This window comes from Hydrocarboniphaga sp. (genome assembly GCF_028291725.1).
GTDB lineage: Bacteria > Pseudomonadota > Gammaproteobacteria > Nevskiales > Nevskiaceae > Hydrocarboniphaga.
Genome location: NZ_JAQGNT010000042.1, coordinates 34,677 through 52,770, shown reverse-complemented (window position 1 = coordinate 52,770; position 18,094 = coordinate 34,677). Strand labels below are relative to the sequence as shown.

6 protein-coding genes are annotated in these 18,094 nt (G+C 65.9%); 5 read left to right on the top strand and 1 reads right to left on the bottom strand.

Annotation, left to right across the window (positions count from 1 at the left end; genetic code table 11):
* Positions 1–28: 28 nt before the first annotated feature.
* Positions 29–331 carry a hypothetical protein gene (locus tag JWQ90_RS11425; RefSeq protein WP_299693749.1) on the bottom strand — a complete coding sequence of 101 codons (303 nt, stop codon included), beginning with the start codon at positions 329–331 and terminating at the stop codon, positions 29–31.
* 202 nt (positions 332–533) lie between these two features.
* On the opposite strand from JWQ90_RS11425, the gene JWQ90_RS11420 reads away from it, so the two are divergent.
* The 5 genes from JWQ90_RS11420 to JWQ90_RS11400 all read left to right on the top strand — a co-directional run bounded on the left by JWQ90_RS11420 (position 534) and on the right by JWQ90_RS11400 (position 18,031).
* Positions 534–1,949: an MATE family efflux transporter gene (locus JWQ90_RS11420; RefSeq protein WP_299693746.1), complete on the top strand. Its 1,416-nt coding sequence runs from the start codon at positions 534–536 to the stop codon at positions 1,947–1,949.
* Between the two features lie 62 nt (positions 1,950–2,011).
* Positions 2,012–2,647 carry a peroxiredoxin gene (locus tag JWQ90_RS11415; RefSeq protein WP_299693743.1) on the top strand — a complete coding sequence of 212 codons (636 nt, stop codon included), beginning with the start codon at positions 2,012–2,014 and terminating at the stop codon, positions 2,645–2,647.
* A gap of 477 nt (positions 2,648–3,124) precedes the next feature.
* Positions 3,125–3,943 carry a sulfatase-like hydrolase/transferase gene (locus tag JWQ90_RS11410; RefSeq protein ID WP_299693740.1) on the top strand — a complete coding sequence of 273 codons (819 nt, stop codon included), beginning with the start codon at positions 3,125–3,127 and terminating at the stop codon, positions 3,941–3,943.
* A 62-nt stretch (positions 3,944–4,005) separates the two neighbouring features.
* Positions 4,006–12,969, top strand: a complete 8,964-nt coding sequence (locus tag JWQ90_RS11405) for a type I polyketide synthase (protein WP_299693737.1) — start codon at positions 4,006–4,008, stop codon at positions 12,967–12,969.
* A gap of 121 nt (positions 12,970–13,090) precedes the next feature.
* The gene (locus tag JWQ90_RS11400) at positions 13,091–18,031 is read left to right on the top strand and encodes a type I polyketide synthase (RefSeq protein ID WP_299693734.1); all 4,941 of its coding nucleotides are present in this window, start codon (positions 13,091–13,093) and stop codon (positions 18,029–18,031) included.
* Positions 18,032–18,094: the final 63 nt, after the last annotated feature.

The following is an 18,094-nucleotide window of genomic DNA, read 5'->3' as shown; positions in this document are numbered from 1 at the left end:
AGGGATTGCCAACCTACCGATGTGGCGATCAGCGGGCCGTCGGCGGGCTCAGCCTGCAATCCAGACGCAGGCCGGTCGCGGACAGCTGGGGGCATTCCAAAACCGGTGTCGGCGAGGCCGGGGCCAGCAGTCTTCCGTCGGCGACGGCACGGTTCAAGGGCGTTGGCGCGATCGAGTCGGCATCCCTCGCCTGGCTCATCAGGGTGCCGCCGAGCCAGCCCAGGGCCAGCAAGGCCAGCATGTGGCTGCGCCGCAGCCAGTGGCGGCGGCTCAGCTCGGTAACGCTGAATATCTGGAACTGATTCACGGAGCGCTCGCAGACCGGGATCATCAAATGATCCTCATCAGCACGACTTACAGACCTTGCTGCCGACGGACGGCTGCTATCGACCGATCGGCGCGCTCAAGTAGCGAGATGCGAACTTGGCTTTGGCGGTGACCGGCACTAGCATGGCGCCCCTTTTGCTGGCCCCCGCCGGCGATGTTTTGTCCGGTGGCCGAACGCGCCGGGTACACCTTCCGATATCGTCATCATGTTCATCGACCGCCCACCGGTCGCCCCCGAATCTCGCGGCAGGCTGCTGCGGGCCGAGGCGCGCCATAACCTGGTTCTCGCCGCGCCGCTGATTGCGGCGCAGCTTTCGTTCGTCGGTATGCACACCGTCGACACCGTGATGGCCGGGCGTCTGGGCCCGGTTGCGCTGGCCGCGGTCGCGGTGGGTGCCAACGTCTGGTTCCTGACTTTCATCATTTTCATGGGCCTGTTCATGTCGGTGTCGCCGATCGTCGCGCAGCGCGTCGGCGCCGGGCGTCCGGCTGCTGAGACCGGCAGCTTGCTGCGCAATACGCTGCTGCTCGCGGTGACGCTGGGTGGCGTGTGGACGCTGCTGATCAACCTGGTCGCCGATCCGGTGCTCGATCTGCTCAGGCTCGAGGCGATCACGCGCGGCCTGTCCGAAGGCTATCTGCGTGCGATTTCCTGGGCCGCGATTCCGTTCTGCCTGTGCTTCGTGATGCGCAACGGCTGCGAAGGCAATGGCGCCACACGTGCGCCGGTCGTTGCCGGCATTGTCGCGTTGCTGGTCAATGCGCTGGCGAATCTGCCGCTGATGTATGGCTATCTCGGCTTCCCGGCGCTGGGCGCCGTCGGCACCGCCTGGGGCACGGTCATCGCGGTCTGGTGCATGACGCTGGTTTATGCCTTGTTATACCGGGTAGACCCGAGGCTGCGCGCGATGCGGCTGTTTGCCGGACGGCCGAGCTTGACTCCCGAGCTGCGCGAAATTTTCACGCTCGGCGTTCCGATCTGCGCCAGCGTCGTCGCCGAAGCCTGGCTGTTCAATCTGGGCGCCCTGCTGATGGCGCATTTCGGCGGCAGCGTCGTGGCGGCGCATCAGATCGCGATCAATTTTGCGTCGCTGGTTTTCATGGTGCCGCTGTCGATCGGCCTTGCGACCGCGGTGCGGGTAGGGCAGGCGGTCGGGGCAGGCGACGCGGTGACCGCAGTGCTGCGCGGACGCACCGGTATTCTGCTGGGCGCCGCATTCGCCGTGGTGTCGGCCATATGTATGGCGCTGTTCTCGCGCTCGGTGGTTGCGCTGTATACCGGCGTGCCCGAAATCGCGAATCTCGCGGTCCGTTTCCTGATGCTGGCTGCAATTTTTCAGTTGTTCGACTGCCTTCAGGCGACGACCAATGGCGCGCTACGCGGCTTCAAGGACACGCGGGTGCCGATGGCGGTGACGGTTTCGGCCTACTGGCTCGCGGGCCTGCCGATCGCGGCCTGGCTGTCGCTGGGAACGTCGATCGGGCCGGCAGGTGTATGGTGCGGTTTCATCGTCGGCCTGGCGATCGCTGCGATCGGTTTGGGCCTGCGATTCCAGCGGCGTTCGCGCAAAGCGGTTTTTGCGCTGAATCGCTCGGCGATTCCATCTGTGCTTATGCCTTGAATTTACTTGTAGGCGCGGCATCCTAGTTCCAAGCTGAGCAATGCTTATCGACGGAGAAAACCATGGCACTGCAACTGGGCGATATCGCCCCTGATTTCGAGGCCGATACCACGGCCGGACCCCTCCATTTCCACGACTGGCTCGGCAGTTCCTGGGGTGTTTTGTTCTCGCATCCGAAGAACTACACGCCGGTATGCACGACCGAGCTCGGTTACACCGCCAAGCTGAAGCCGGAGTTCGACAAGCGCAACGTCAAGGCGATCGGCCTGTCGGTCGACAAGCTGGCCGATCACGAAGGCTGGAGCCATGACATCGAGGAAACCCAGGGCACGGCGCTGAATTTTCCGCTGATCGCCGACCCGGATTTCAAGGTCGCCAACCTGTATGGAATGATCCATCCCAATGCCAGCGACCGCTTCACCGTGCGCTCGGTCTTCGTCATCGATCCGAACAAGAAAATTCGCCTTACGCTAACTTACCCGGCCAGCACCGGGCGCAACTTCGACGAGATCCTGCGGGTGATCGATTCGCTGCAGCTGACCGACCAATACAAGGTCGCGACGCCGGTGAACTGGAAGCAGGGCGAAGACGTGATCATCGTGCCGGCCGTGACCGGTGAAGATGCCAAGAAGCTGTTCCCCCAGGGCTGGAAGGAAATCAAGCCTTATCTCCGGGTCGTGGCGCAGCCCAAGGGCTGAAGAATCGCGAAGCGGCAGCTGTGCGGGCAAAAAAGCCGATACGTTCCGTACGTATCGGCTTTTTTCATGGTGCGGCGCTATCGAGCGAGCATTGCAAATTGGCCGGCATAGCCTGGACTCCCTAGATCCCGCGGGAACCCGGATTCCCGAGCGCACGTTCATGGGTTTCGATAGACCGCTCGTCGGCCCATCTGACTAAATCGTCAGATGATCAACCGCGATCAGCGGGCGGTTTATACCGCGTAGCGGAGCCGTCCGCGGAGCCCGCGTAACAAGCCTGATATTTCAATACGCTGGCCGCGTTTCGTGAACCGTCGGTTTAGCGGTGTTACGTGTAGGAATATTGATATATCGACTGGTTCAGACGCGTGCTAGCCTCGGAGCTGTCTAGGGAGTTCACTTGCCGTTCAGCGACTCAGTCGCAACGGTTATCGGCCGGAACAGGCCGCACAGTGTCACAGAGAGCGACGCATCTTTATGGCTGCAAACAATCTCGTCTTCATCGTCATGGACAGTTGCCGCTTCGACAGCTATCAGCGTGCAAAACGCCCGCATATGGACCGCATTGCCGAAGGCAGCCGGCGCTATTCCTATGCCTCGTGGACCTCGCCGTCGCATTACACCTACCTGATGGGCATGGTGCCGCACGAGAGCCCGCGCGGCGTGTTTGCGTCCGAGGTCTACAAGAACGAGTTCTCTCAGTGGGTCGATCGGCTCGGCATCAAGGACCTGTCGTTCAAGAGCTTCGTACCTCAGTTGTCGCTGCCCAAGGTATTGAAAGACAACGGTTATCGGACGGTGGCCCGGGTTTCGATGCCGGTGCTGAACCCGATGTCGCACCTGAACAGGCATTTCGACGACTACAAGCTGATGGCGAATCACAACGACTTCGCCGGCATCGTCGACGAGATCGAGTTCTTTGACGACGAGCCGAGCTTCCACTTCCTGAACCTCGGCGAGACCCATTACCCGTACATGCTCGACCCCAAGGGTCTGCCGCATATCTCCGGCGTGCATGGCGTGTTCAAGCGCATGGACGACGAGCTGGGCGAACAGGCGCCTGACCGCTTCTTCGACGATGACCAGATGAGGCAGCTGCACAGCCAGCAGGTCAAGACCGTCGAGTACGTGGATCAGGTGCTCGACGCGCTGATTTCCAAGGCGCCGACCAATACCCATTTCATCGTCACCGCCGACCACGGCGAGTGTTTCGGCGAGGGCGGCTATTTCGGCCATGGTCCGATCCTGCACGAAAAAGTGCTCGAGATACCATTTTTGGAAGGACGTAAACCCTAAGCAGACGAGGTCCGCGGCCCCGACAACCGTTAGGGTCTGTCCACACTGCACGGTAGGTCGTTATGAACAGCATCATCAGCAGCCAAGCTTTCGAAATCATTGCGCTGGCCCCGGCTGGCTGGGCGCACCCCGGGGTCGCGGTTGCCGCCGCGCGCGCCGGCGGTGTGGGGCTGCTGGATTTGGAGTTCTGCACCGACGAAGCCCGCGCGCTGGCGAATTTCCGCCGGCTGCTGGCAACAACTGACGGGCGCGTCGGGGTTCAGGCTACGGCTGTGCATCTGCCGTTGCTCGAACAGCTGATCGGGATCGCGGGCGAGCGGCCGCTGACTCTGGTGCTGGCGCAGCGCGGCGGTTCGCTGAGCGGCGCCGAGTCGCTGTGTCGCGGCGGGCAGAACCGGCTGTTGATCGAGGTCACCGCCACTGATGATCTCGACAACCTGAGCCTGACGCCAGACGGCATCATCGCCAAGGGCCACGAATCGCCAGGCTGGGTCGGCGAGGATTCCAGCTACATCCTGGTGCAGAAGCTGCTGCGCAAGACGAGATTGCCGATCTACGTGCGCGGCGGCGTCGGCATCAACACCGCCGCTGGTTGCCGAGCGGCTGGTGTTGCAGGTGTGGTGCTCGACGACCAGCTGTTGCTGATGGACGGCTCCGCGCTGAGCGACACCACCAAGACCGAACTCGCGCGCCTGGTCGGCGCCGAGACGCGGCTGTTCGGCGAACTGCTGGGCTCATGCTGCCGCGTCTATGCCAAGCCGGCCGCGGTCGCGCTGAAGCAGGCCGACGCCGATAATCGCGCCGCCGAAGCCGGCACGATGTCGCTCGAAGTCTGGCGCAGCGCGATGAATGCATGCGTCGGCTGGGAGGACAATTCGCTGATGCCGGTCGGCCAGGGTATCGGTGCCGGCGCGATTTATCGCGAGCGCTACCGGCGGGTCGGCAAGCTGGTGCAGGCGCTGCGCAAGATCAGTTTCGAGCAGATGCGCCAGGCCGCCGAGCTGGGCCATCTCGCCGAAGGCTCGCCGCTGGCCGCTTCGCAGAACACGCGCTATCCGCTGGCTCAGGGGCCGATGACGCGCGTCTCCGACAGCCCCGCGTTTGCCGCCAGCGTGACCGAGAACGGCGCGCTGCCGTTTCTGGCGCTGGCGCTGATGCGCGGCGACCAGGTGCTGGAGATGCTGCAGGAAACCGCGCGCCTGGCCGGCGACAAGGTCTGGGGCGTCGGCATGCTCGGCTTCATCCCGCAGGCTTTGCGCGACGAGCAGTGCGAAGCGATCTGGAAGTGCAAGCCGCCATATGCGCTGATTGCCGGCGGGCGGCCCGACCAGGCCGCCGCTTTCGAGCAGCGCGGCATCAAGACCTATATCCACGCGCCGGCGCCGGCGCTGCTGAAGATGTATCTCGAACAGGGCGCGCGCCGCTTCGTGTTTGAAGGCCGCGAATGCGGCGGCCATATCGGCCCGATCACCAGCTTCCCGCTGTGGGAGCAGATGATCGAAGTGCTGCTGGCCGTTGTTACGCCGGGCACCGAGTCCGACGTGCATCTGCTGTTCGCCGGCGGCATCAGCGATGCGCGCTCCGGCGCGATGCTCGCGGCGCTGACCGCGCCGCTGGCCGCGCGCGGCATGAAAGTCGGCGCGCTGATGGGCACGGCTTATCTGTTCACGCACGAGATTGTGTCCAGCGGCGCTATCGTGCAGGGCTTTCAGGACCAGGCCGTGCTGTGCGCGCGCACGGTCAACCTGGAAACCGGTCCCGGTCACGCGACGCGCTGCGCGGACACGAAATTCGCCCACGACTTCTTCGACGCTCGCCGCTCACTGATGCGCGAAAACCGCAGCGCCGACGAAATCCGCGACACGCTGGAAGACCTGAACCTGGGCCGTCTGCGCATCGCCTCCAAGGGCAAGAACCGCGACGAGTCCGGCAAGATCGTCGACATCGCCGCCGAGCAGCAGCTCAGCGACGGCATGTACATGATCGGCCAGGTTGCGACGCTGACCGACGCTACGATGTCGGTCGCCGACCTGCACAGCCGCGTCTGCAGCGATTCGCAGGAACTGCTGGCGAACTTCGACAACGTGGTGCAGGCCAAGGTCGAGAAGGCCGCGCCTTCGGACATCGCCATCGTCGGCATCGGCGTGCTGCTGCCGAAGGCGCCGGACCTCGAGAGCTACTGGGACAACGTATTGGGCAAGGTCAGCGCGATCACCGAGGTGCCGCGCGAGCGCTGGGACTGGCGCTTGTACTACGACGCGGACCGCACGGCGCGCGACAAGATCTACAGCAAGTGGGGCGGCTTCCTCGACGAGGTGATGTTCGACCCGACGCGCTTTGGTATCCCGCCGAACTCGATGAAGGCTATCGATCCGATGCAGCTGCTGACGCTGGAGACGGTGAATCGTGCCGTCGAAGACGCCGGCCTGACCGACTTCGATCGCGAGCACACCAGCATCATTCTCGGTGCCTCGGGCGGTGCCGGCGATCTCGGACTGCAGTACGGCGTGCGCTCGGAGCTGCCGCGTTTCGTCAGCGACATGAACGACGGCGCCTTCGAGCGCTTGCCGGAATGGACCAACGAGTCCTTCGCCGGCGTGCTGCTGAACGTCACCGCCGGGCGCGTCGCCAACCGCCTGGATTTCGGTGGCTTGAACTTCACCGTCGACGCGGCCTGCGCCTCATCGCTGGCGGCGCTGTCGATGGCGGTCAACGAACTCGAAACCGGCCGCAGCAATGTCGCTATCGCCGGCGGAGTCGATACCGTGCAGAGCCCCTACGGTTTCATGTGCTTCAGCAAGACCGGCGCGCTGTCGCCGAACGGCGTGTCGAAAGCCTTCGATAAAAAAGCGGACGGCATCGTGATTTCTGAAGGCGTCAGCATGGTCGTGCTGAAGCGCCTCGCCGACGCCGAAGCGGCCGGCGATCGTATCTATGCGGTGATCAAGGCCGTCGCCGGTTCCAGCGACGGCAAGGCGCTGGGCATGACCGCACCGCGTCCGGACGGCCAGATCCGCGCGCTGAATCGCGCCTACGGCAAGGCCGGCTTCACGCCGGCGACGCTGGGCATGATCGAAGCGCACGGTACCGGCACCGCGGTCGGCGACAAGGCCGAGGCCGAAACCATCACGCGCGCGCTGAAGAGCTACGGCGCAGAACCGAACAGCGTCGCGCTGGGTTCGGTCAAGACCATTCTTGGCCACACCAAGGCCAGCGCCGGCATGGCCGGCCTGATCAAGCTGGCGATGTCGCTGTATCACCGCGTGCAGCCCGCGCATGCGAATGTCGATGATCCGCTGGACGCCATTACCGATCCGACTTCGGCAGCTTTCATCCTGAAACAGCCACGGCCCTGGCTGGCGAGCCCGGACGGCACGCCGCGTCGTGGCGGCGTGTCCGCGTTCGGTTTCGGCGGCACCAACTTCCATGCGGTCGTCGAGGAATATCGCGACGGCATGTCCAATCCCGAGATCAACGGCTCGCGCAACTGGACGCAGGAACTGTGTGTGTTCCGCGCGGCCGATGCCGCTGCTTTGCGCACGGATGTCGAGCGCGTGCTGGCGATGATGCAGCAAAAAGGTCGGCTGAAGCTCGCCGTGCTGGCGCGTGGCCTGGCTCGCGAAGCCGACCGCCGCCGCGGCGCCAAGGTTTGCCTTGCGCTGGCCGCGCGCAGCATGGCTGCGCTGACCACCGATCTGGAAGCGGTGCTGGCGCATCTTGCTACGCCAAGCAAGCCGCTGGCGCCGAACATCAAGCTCGCGCTGGATCGCCCCAACACGGCGCCGCAGATCGCCTTCGTGTTCCCGGGGCAGGGCTCGCAGTATGTCGACATGGGCAGCGAAGCGGCGATGTTCGTCGACGAAATGCGCTCGGCGATCGAACGCGCCGACGCGACGCTGAGCAGCGAACTGCCGGAACGCCTGTCGCGCCGCATCTGGCCGGAATCGGCGTTCAATGCTGAGACCGAAGCCGCGCAGCAGATGCGCCTCACCGACACACGCTACGCGCAGCCGGCGATCGGCGCGCTCGAAGTCGGTTACCTGAATCTGGCGCGTCGCCTTGGCCTGAAAGCCGTCGCCGCCGCCGGCCACAGTTATGGCGAATTCGCCGCACTGCATGCGGCCGGCGTGATCGACGAAGCCAGCTTCCTGAAGCTGTCGGCGGTGCGCGGCCGCGTGATGGCGGAGGCCGCCAGCAGCGGCACGCCCGGCGGAATGGCCGCGGTGCAGGCCGCGCGCGACCTGGTGCTGAGCAAGATCTCGCCGTTCGCCGGCGTTGTCGTCGCCAACCACAATGCGCCCGAGCAGACCGTGATTTCCGGTCCGGCTGCGCAAATTGAAAAAGCAGTCGAAGCGATCAGCAGCGCCGGTCTGCGTGTCACCCGGCTGCCGGTTTCCGGCGCCTTCCACACCGAGCTGATGGCGGCTGCCAAGGGTCCGCTGTCGGCTGCGATCGCGAGCACCGTGTTCGCCGAGCCGACGCTCGCGGTTTACTCCAATGGCAGCGGCGCGAAGTATCCGGCCGGCCTTGATGCGATGCGCGCGCAGCTCGATGCGCATCTGCTGTCCAGCGTCGAATTCGTCACCGAGGTGCAGAACCTCTATGCCGACGGCGTGCGCCTGTTCTTGGAACTCGGCCCGAAGAGCATCTGCAGCAACATGATCGCGGCGACGCTTGCCGGCCGCGACGCGCGCAGCGTGTCGCTCGATGGTCAGGGTGGCGGTTTGCGCGGCCTGCTGTCCGGCCTCGCCGATCTGCTGGCGCTGGGCGTGGACTTCGAAGTCTCGCGTCTGTTCGATGGCCGCACGGTCGAGGCGCTGTCGCTCGCGCAGCTTGCCGAGCGTGCACAGCCGGCCAAAATTCCGGCGACGGCCTGGTATATCTCCGGCGGTTACGTGCGTCCGCATGCGGACCCGATTCTGCGCACCGGCCAGATGCCGCCGATGACGCTGGAGAAGACGATCGAGGTGAAACAGGCGGTCGTTCAGAAGATTCTCGATGCCGCGCCGAAGCCGGCGCCGAACATTGTCCATGTGCCGGCGCCGGTTGCGGCGCAGCCTGCTGCTTATGTATCGCAGCCGATGGCGATGCCGGCCGCGCACAGCGGCGAAGCGCTGATGGCTTATCACGAGACCATGCGTCAGTTCCTGAGCCTGCAGGAGCGCGTGATTTCGCAGTTCCTCGGCGCGCCAGGGCAAGCCGTTCCGCAGGCTGTTCCGGCGCCGGCATATCTACCGCAGATGCCGACACCGGTAGTCGCGGTTGCGCCGGTGGCTGCCGCGCCGGCTGTTGTGGCTGCGCCGCCCGTAGCGGCGCCTGCCGCAAGCGGACTCAATGCGGCGGCGTTGTCGGCGATGCTGCTGCGCATTGTCGCCGATCGCACCGGTTACCCTGAAGACATGCTGGCGCTGGATGCGGATCTCGAAGCCGAACTCGGCATCGACTCGATCAAGCGCGTCGAGATCGCCGGCAGTCTGCAGAAATCGCTGCCTGTCGAACTCGGCGCGGCGATGCAGGCGCAAATGGAGCGCTATACACGAGCCAAGACGCTGAACGCGATTCTGCAGCCGCTGATTGAACTCGCGGCGAGCGCTGCGCCGGTCATCGTTGCCGCGCCAGCCACGGTCGTCGCCACCGTTACGGCCGCTGTGCCGGCGATTGAAATTCAGCCGCTGCTGCTGAAGCTGGTCGCCGATCGCACCGGCTATCCGGAAGACATGCTGTCGCTGGATGCCGATCTGGAAGCGGATTTGGGAATCGATTCGATCAAGCGCGTCGAAATCGTCGGCGCGTTCCAGAAGGCGCTGCCGGCTTCGATCTCCGAAGCGCTGCAGGCGCAGATGGAAAAGCTGACGCGCGCGAAGACGCTGCGGACGATCGTCGATCTGGTGCAGCCGCTGGTGGTTGTCAGCGCCGCGCCGGTCGCTGTTGCGGCCAGTGTTGCCGCGAGCACCGCGCCGCCCGCGGTCGACTACAAGACGGTGCTGCTGGAGATCGTCGCCGATCGCACTGGTTATCCGGCCGAGATGCTGGCGCTGGATGCGGATCTGGAAGCCGATCTCGGCATTGACTCGATCAAGCGTGTCGAGATCGTCGGCGCGCTACAGAAGAAGTTGCCGACCGAGACGGCCGCTGCGATGCAGGCGGCGATGGAAAGCTACACACGCGCGAAGACACTCGCATCGATACTCGACAGCCTGTCCAAGCTCGGCGGCGGCGTCAGCGCGCCGGCTGCCGGTCCGGTCATCGTTGCCGCTGCGCCGGTCACGGTCGCTGCGATCGACTACCGCAGCCTGCTGCTCGACATCGTCGCCGATCGCACTGGTTATCCGGCCGAGATGCTGGCGCTGGATGCGGATCTCGAAGCCGATCTCGGCATCGATTCGATCAAGCGCGTCGAGATTGTCGGTGCGCTGCAGAAGAAGTTGCCTGAAGCCACTGCGGCTGCGATGCAGACGGCTATGGAAAGCTATACGCGTGCCAAGACGCTCGCTGCGATTCTGCAGCAGCTCGGCTCCGCTGCAGCGCCGGTGGCTGCTGCTCCTGCTGTAACGACGAGCGTCGCTGCCGCGCCCACGGTCATTGCAGCTCCGGTCGTCGTCAGCGACGTGCCGCGCTACGTGATCCGCCCGCGGCCGGCGCCGCTGACCAGCAAGCGCGTGACACTGTCGGGCGCGGTGATCGTCGCCGGTGGTTGTGACGCGATTGTGCTGCAGCTGCTGGCGAATCTGCAGAAGGCGAATTTAAAGCCGCTGCGCATCGACGCGATCGACGCCGCCGGCATCGAAGCCGGCATCAAAGCGGCGCAGGCCGCGCATGGCAGCATCAAAGGCGTGATCCATCTGCACGGCCTCGCTGAAGACGAGCCCGAAACACTGGCCGCCTGGCAACAACTCGGCGAACGCAGCGTGCTGTCGCTGTTCCGCCTGCTGAAGCCTTTCGGCGCATCGCTCGCCGACATGCGCGTGATCGCGGCCAGCCGACTCGGCGGCACTTTCGGCCGCGACGCGGTTGGCCCGGGCACGCCGCTCGCCGGCGGCATCAACGGCCTGCTGAACTGCGTGCGCGACGAGTATCCGAGCGCGACGCTGCGCGCGGTCGACTTCAACGGCCAGACCGACGACACCATCGCCTCGCATCTGCTCGACGAGTTGCTCGCCGATGACCGCGCGCCCGAAGCCGGCCATACCGGCGACGCGCGCTACAGCGTGAGCACGGTCGAGGAGGCGCTGGCCGATACCGCGTTTGCGCCGCATCTGCAGCCGGCGGCGGACTGGGTGGTCGTCGCCACCGGCGGCGCGCGCGGCATCACCGCCGAGCTGCTGGAAGAAATGGCCGTGCCGGGCATCAGCTTCGTGCTGCTTGGCCGCACGCCGGAACCGGCGCCGGAAGCAGCTGAGACCGCGATCGCGGCCGATACGGCCGGCTTGAAGAAAGTGCTGCTGGCCCAGGCCCGCGCCCGCGGCGAGACGCCGAAGCCGGTCGACATCGAACGCGCGCTCTCGAGGCTGCTGACCGAGCGCGAAATCCGCGGCAATCTCGATCGCTTGCGCGCTCGCGGTGCCAACGTTGGCTACTTCTCTTGCGACGTGCGCGACGAGGCTGCGTTTGGCGGTGTCATCGACGGCATCTACCAGCACTACGGTCGCATCGATGCGGTGCTGCACGGAGCCGGCGTGATCGAAGACCGCCGCATCGCCGACAAGACCGACGAATCCTTCGCCCGCGTGTTCAACACCAAGCTCGATTCCAGCTACATCCTGAGCAAGAAGCTGCGGCCGGAATCGTTGAAGCTGCTGGTGTTCTTCACCTCGGTCGCCGGCCGCTACGGCAACAAGGGCCAGATCGACTACGCCTCCGCGAACGAGGCCTGCAATCGCCTTGCGTGGACCTTGTCGCGGCGCTGGCCGGAGACGCGCGTCATCGCGGCCAACTGGGGGCCCTGGGACGCCGGCATGGCCAGCGAAGCCGTCAAGCGCCAGTTCCGCGAACGCGGCATCGACCCGATCCCGGTCGCCGGCGGCCGGCGCTATTTCCTGCGCGAACTCGCCTGCGGGCCCAAGCATGAAGTCGAGATCGTGATCGGCCGTGGCCCCTGGCAATCGATGGAAGCCAGCGACGCACCCGAAGCGGTCGCCGCGGGCAGCTCGCTGTATCCGCTGGTGCGCGGTCCGCTGCGCATGGGCGCCGGCGGTGCGCTGGTGCTGACGCATCGCTTCGGCCTCGACAGCGATCCCTACCTCGGCGACCACGTCATCGACGGCCGTCCGGTGCTGCCGGCGGCGGCGGCGACCGAATGGGTCGCGCAGATGGTCGGGCAGGGCTGGCCCGGCTGGCAGGTTGCGGAAGTGCAGGATCTGCGCACGCTCGCCGGTGTGGTGCTGGAGCCGGGCGCGACTCGCGAAATCGAAATCCGCGCCAAGGCCACCAGCCATTCCGGCCCCGGCGAACAGACCGTGACGGTCGACATCGCCGATCCCAGCCGCAAGGCGCCGCTGTATCGCGCCTCGGTACGCCTGGTCGAGCGACTGGAAGCGCCGGTGATCGAAGTGCCGCCGGCCATCAGCGGCCAGCGCATGGACCCGACGCAGACCTACGAGCGCATGCTGTTCCACACCGGCCGCTTCCGGCTGCTGACCGACATCACCGCGGTCGCACCGGAAGGCGTCGACGCGATGGTGTCGGTCAGCAATCTGCGGGACTGGATCGGCGTCGACGGCGACTGGCTGTTCGACCCGGGCCTGATTGATGTCGCCGCACAGCTGGCCTGGATCTGGGGCCGCGTGCATCGCCAACAGAGCGCCTTGCCGAGCCGCTTCGGCCGCGTGCTGCGCGTGCCCGCTCTGCCGGCACCGAGCGGTCCGCTGACGCTGCGCTTCCGCATCAAGGCTGCGGCGCACGAACAGGCGGTGGCGTACGACGCGGTGTTCACCGACGCCGAAGGCCGCGTGCGCCTGGCGATGCTGGACGCGGAAAGCACCTTGTCCGCGGCGCTGAACCGCATCGGCACCGAGAATGCGCAGTGATGCGAAACCTGCAAGACGCCGTAGGGCGGGTCATGACCCGCCGTTGTACCCGTTTGGGCGCCCAAAAGCGGCGGGTCATGCAAAAGCGGCGGGTCATGACCCGCCCTACGCAGGGCGGTCAATGAGCGACCCGCTGCAAGTCGCCGTCGTCGGTGTCTCCGGCTGCTACGCCGGCGCGCGCGACGTGCGCGCCTACTGGCAGAACATTCTCGACAAGGTCGACGCTATCGGCCCGGCCGACGAGGAATGGACCAGCCATTTCCTCGACAAGGAGCACTGGGCGCAGCGCAACGATCGCATCTACACCAATCGCGGCGGATTCCTGCGCGATCTGGCGGTGATCGATCCGACCGAATACGGCGTGATGCCGAGCCAGGCCGACGGCGGCGATCCCGACCATCTGCTGGCCTTGAAGCAGGCCGGTGACGCGCTGGCCGATGCCGGCTATAAAAAGCGCGACTTCGACCGCAGCCGCGCCGGCGTGATACTCGGCCGCGGTACGTATACCAATCGCGGCCAGGCCAACGTGATGTTTCACGCGCTGTTCGTCGATGAAATGATGAAGGCGGTTACGGGTCTGCGCCCGGATTTCAGCGCGACCGAACTCGCCGATCTGCGCGATCGTTTCAAGCAGCAGCTGCCGCCGTACAGCGGCGAGCTGGTCAGCCAGCTGACGCCGAACGTGATCACCGGCCTGATCTGCAACCGGCTCAACTTCATGGGCCCGAACTACATCGTCGACGCGGCTTGTGCCTCGACGATGATGGCGCTCGACCAGGCGGTGCGCGAACTGGTCACCGGGCGCAGCGATCTGATGATCACCGGCGGCAGCCAGGCGCAGATTCCGCCGCAGCTGTACGTGCAGTTCACGCAGATCAAGGCGCTGTCGAACGGCCAGCTGCGGCCGTTCCAGAAAGGCCATAGCGGCACGCTGCTGGGCGAGGGTGTCGGCATGCTGGTGCTGAAGCGCCTGGCCGATGCTGAGGCCGCCGGCGACCGCATTTACGCGGTGATTCAGGGCATCGGCGTCGCCTCCGACGGCCGCGCCAAGGGCCTGCTGACGCCGCGGCTGGAAGGCCAGGTGCTGGCGCTGCGCCGCGCCTACGAGAGCAGCGGAATCGACCCGGCGACGGTCGATCTGATCGAAGCGCACGGCACCGGTACTGACATCGGCGATCGCACCGAGATCGAAACACTGCAGGCGATCTTCGGCGATCGCGGCCCTGGGCCGCAGATCGCGGTCGGCACCGTCAAGTCGATGATCGGCCACTGCCTGCCGGCCTCGGGCTCGGCATCGCTGATCAAGACCGCGCTGGCGCTGCATCACCGGATTCTGCCGCCGACGCTGTGCGACGAACCCGAGCCCGAGCTGCATCTGGAAAAAACGCCGCTGTACATCAACACCGAGACGCGGCCGTGGATACATGGCAAGAATCACGCGCGTCGCGCCGGCGTCAATGCCTTCGGTTTCGGCGGCATCAACGCGCACGTGATCATGGAGGAATATCGCGGCCCGTCCAGGTTCCAGGTGCAGGTGCTGCACCGGCCGTCGCCGACCGAGCTGATCACATTGGCGGCGGATTCGATCTCCGAACTGGTGCTGCTGGCGCAGGCGGCGTTGGCGCATCTGAATGCCAAGCCGGCGACCGAGCTGGCGGCCATCGCGCGCGCCAGCAGTGCGCATGCGCGCGGCGAACATCGGCTGGCGCTCGTCGCCGACAACGCCACCGATCTGCATAAAAAATTGCAGCAGGCGATCGACAAGCTGCAGCGCGCCGAGGCCAAGCCGTTCAAGACGCGTAGCGGCCTGCATTACGGCCGCGGCGCGGCGCCGGGCAAGCTGTGCTTCCTGTATCCGGGCGAGGGCGCGCAGTACAGCAACATGCTCGCCGGCTTGTGCACGCAGTTCCCGCAGGTGCGCGACTGGTTCGATTTCATCGAGAGCACCGCGCTGCGCAACGGCGCGGCGGCGCGCGCGCCTGCCGTGTTCCCGGCGCCGACCGGCCATGACGAAACGCAGCTCAAGGCGCTGGAAGCGCGTCTGTACGAGATGGACGTCGCCGCCGAAACCGTGTTTGCCGCCAGCATGGCGATCCAGGCGCTGCTCGACGACCTCGGCCTTGAGCCCGATGCGATGCTCGGCCATAGCACCGGCGAGAATACCGCGATCACCGCTTGCGGCGTGCGCCGCTTCAAGACGCGCGACGAGATCGCCGAATCGATCCGCGATCTGAACAGGATCTTCCGCAGGCTCGAAGCCGAGGGCCGCATCACCGAGGGCACGCTACTGACGCTCGGCGCGCTGCGACCGGAGTTGCGTGCGGAACTGCTCGCCGGCAGCGGCAGCATGCAAGTTGCGATGGACAATTGCCCGAACCAGCTGGTGATGTTCGGGCCGCCGGCCGAGGCCCAGGTTTTAGCCAAGCGCCTCGCCGACGAAGGCGCGATCTGCCAGGAGTTGCCGTTCGGCCGCGCCTATCACACGCCATTGTTCAAGCCGCTGGCCGATGCCTACCGCGAATATTTCGCCGGCGCGGATTTCGGCCCCGGCCGCAGCACGCTGTACTCGGCGCGTTCGATCGCGCCGTTCCCGGATGAGCCCGATGCGATCCGCGAACTCGCGGCGCAGCAGTGGGAAAATCCGGTGCGCTTCACCGAGACGCTGCAGCAACTCTATGAAGACGGTTATCGCGTGTTCGTCGAAGTCGGCCCCAGCGGCAACCTGACGTCCTTCGTCGGCGACGCGCTGCGTGATCGCGACGACGTCGTCGCGGTGTCCAGCAACAGCCGCCGCAAGCCCGATGTGGCGCAGCTGCACGCGATGCTGGCGCAGCTGTTCGCAGCCGGCGTAGCGTTCGAGCCGGCGGCGTTGTACGCGCATCGCGACGTCGCCGTGATCGAGCTGGCCGCGGCGCCGAAGCACGTCGCGCGCCGCAGCTTGAGGATCAAGCTGCAGATGCCGACGATGCGTCTGCCCGAGGACTGGGCGCCGGCCAAGCGTGCGCCGGCGCCTCAGGTCGTGGTCAAGGAAGTGATACGCGAAGTCGAGCGCATGGTTCCGGCAGCCGGCATGCCGCCGGCCGCGGCCAGGCCGACTGCAGTTGATCCACGGATGGCGGCGCTGAAATCGCATTTCTCGCTGATGCAGAACTTCCTGGATTCGCAGGCCCGCGTGCTCGGCGGCCTGCCGGCGTCCGGCGCGGCGATACCGCCGCCGATGCCGGCTGTTTTGGCGACGGCTGCGAATCCGATCCAGATGTCGATGCCAGCGGCCTCAGCGCTCGGTGATCCGGCGCTGGACCCAAACTATCCGCTGCTCGGCCGCATCCTCGAACTCGATACCCAGCAGCTGGTCAGCGAGCGGCTCTACACCGCGTACACCGACCTGTTCCTGCTCGATCACGCGATCGGCCTGCCGCCTTCGGCGCGCGCGCCGGAGCTGCTGCCGCTGATCGTCGTGCCGTTCACGTTCAGCATGGAAATCATCGCCGAGGCGGCCTGCAAGCTTGCCGGCGATGCACTGAAAGTCACCGCCATAGACGCCTGTCGCGGCCATCGCTGGCTGAGCCTGGACAACGACAAGCGCCTGAGCCTGCGCATCGTCGCCGAGCGTCTGCGCTCGCCGATCGAGGCGCCGCGCGTCGCGGTGAAAATCTTCCAGCTCGATCCGTATCAGCAGGGCGTGCCGACACTGGTGTTCGAAGGCCAGGTGACGCTCGCCGAACGCTATCCGGCGCCGCCGCCACCACGTGCTCTCAGTGCCGGCGCGCTGCTGCCGGCACGCACCAATCCGCCGGGCGAGCTGTATCGCCACGGCATGTTCCATGGCCCGCGGCTGCAGGGCGTCAAGGCGCTGCACGGCTGGAACGAAGAAGGCATCGATGCCGATCTGGCGACGATCGCGACGCATGATTATTTCTCGTTCACGGCGACGCCGAAATTCCGCATCGACGCGGCGCTGCTCGATGCCGCCGGGCAGCTCGCGGGTTACTGGCTGACCGAGAAACTGAGCTGGGGCTACAAGTGCTTCCCGTTCAATCTCGGCCACTACACGCAGTACGCCGATCCGCTGCCGCCCGACCGCAAGCTGCTGGGCCGCGCCGCGATTCACATCGCGCCGCACAAGATCGACTGCCAGTTCGACCTGATCGATTCCGAAGGCCAGCTGATCGCGCGTGCCGCGAACTGGGAAGACGTCAAGTATTCCGCTCCGCAGAATCTGTATCGCTACCGCCTGGCGCCGATCGAGCGTTCGCTGTCGCTGCCCTGCCTCGAAAAGGAACTCGCCGGCAGCGGTCTGGCCGCTCGCCATCTGCTGGCCTTCGAGGCCGGTTATCTCGATCTGGGCAGCGCGGTGTGGAAGCGCATGCTCGCCGCGCTGGTGCTCAACGACGAGGAGCGCCGCGTCTTCAGCGGTGCACTGCCTATAACCGGTCCGCGGCGCGAGGAATGGCTGGTCGGCCGCGTCTGCGCCAAGGATGCGGTGCGCGCCTGGGCGAGCGAACATCTGAAGATCGATTTCGCCGCGGCCGACATCCAGATCGGCAATCGTGCCAGCGGCGAGCCTTATCTCGTCGGCGTGCTCGGCTGGCCGGCCGGCGTGCTGTTCCCGTCGGTGTCGATCAGCCATAGCCGGCGTGCGGCGGTCGCGGTCTGCGGCCCGGCGGAATCCTCGCCCGGCATCGACTTCCAGCATCTGGATCGAGTCGATGCCGAAGACCTGATCGCCGGTGCTTTCAGTCCCGACGAATCGCAGCGCTTTTTGCATAGTCAGCCGAAGGAACAGCTGCGTCGTGCCGCGGTTGCACTGTGGTGCGCCAAGGAGGCCGCGGCGAAATCTTCCGGCACCGGCCTGGAAGGCCGGCCGCTGGACTGGCAGATCATGAAAGCCGAGCTGGACAGTGCCCAGGGCTGCTGGGCGCGCGTCAGGCACGGCGCGCAGGAGTTCGAGGTGGAGTTGCACTACAACATCGACGCTACGGCCACGGATACCGTGATCGCGCTCTGCCGTGGAACGGCGATCCGCGGCGCCGCCATCGTCACGCTGGGCAGGACGGCCTGATGCTATGACCTCGACAACACAATATTGTCCGTTCCTCCCGAGTTGCCATCCGTTCGCCCCGAG

Coding starts and splice junctions, on each gene's coding strand:
- JWQ90_RS11400 (WP_299693734.1), top strand. CDS start 13,091: ATGAGCGACCCGCTGCAAGTCGCCGTCGTCGGTGTCTCCGGCTGCTAC.
- JWQ90_RS11410 (WP_299693740.1), top strand. CDS start 3,125: ATGGCTGCAAACAATCTCGTCTTCATCGTCATGGACAGTTGCCGCTTC.
- JWQ90_RS11425 (WP_299693749.1), bottom strand. CDS start 331: ATGATCCCGGTCTGCGAGCGCTCCGTGAATCAGTTCCAGATATTCAGC.
- JWQ90_RS11420 (WP_299693746.1), top strand. CDS start 534: ATGTTCATCGACCGCCCACCGGTCGCCCCCGAATCTCGCGGCAGGCTG.
- JWQ90_RS11415 (WP_299693743.1), top strand. CDS start 2,012: ATGGCACTGCAACTGGGCGATATCGCCCCTGATTTCGAGGCCGATACC.
- JWQ90_RS11405 (WP_299693737.1), top strand. CDS start 4,006: ATGAACAGCATCATCAGCAGCCAAGCTTTCGAAATCATTGCGCTGGCC.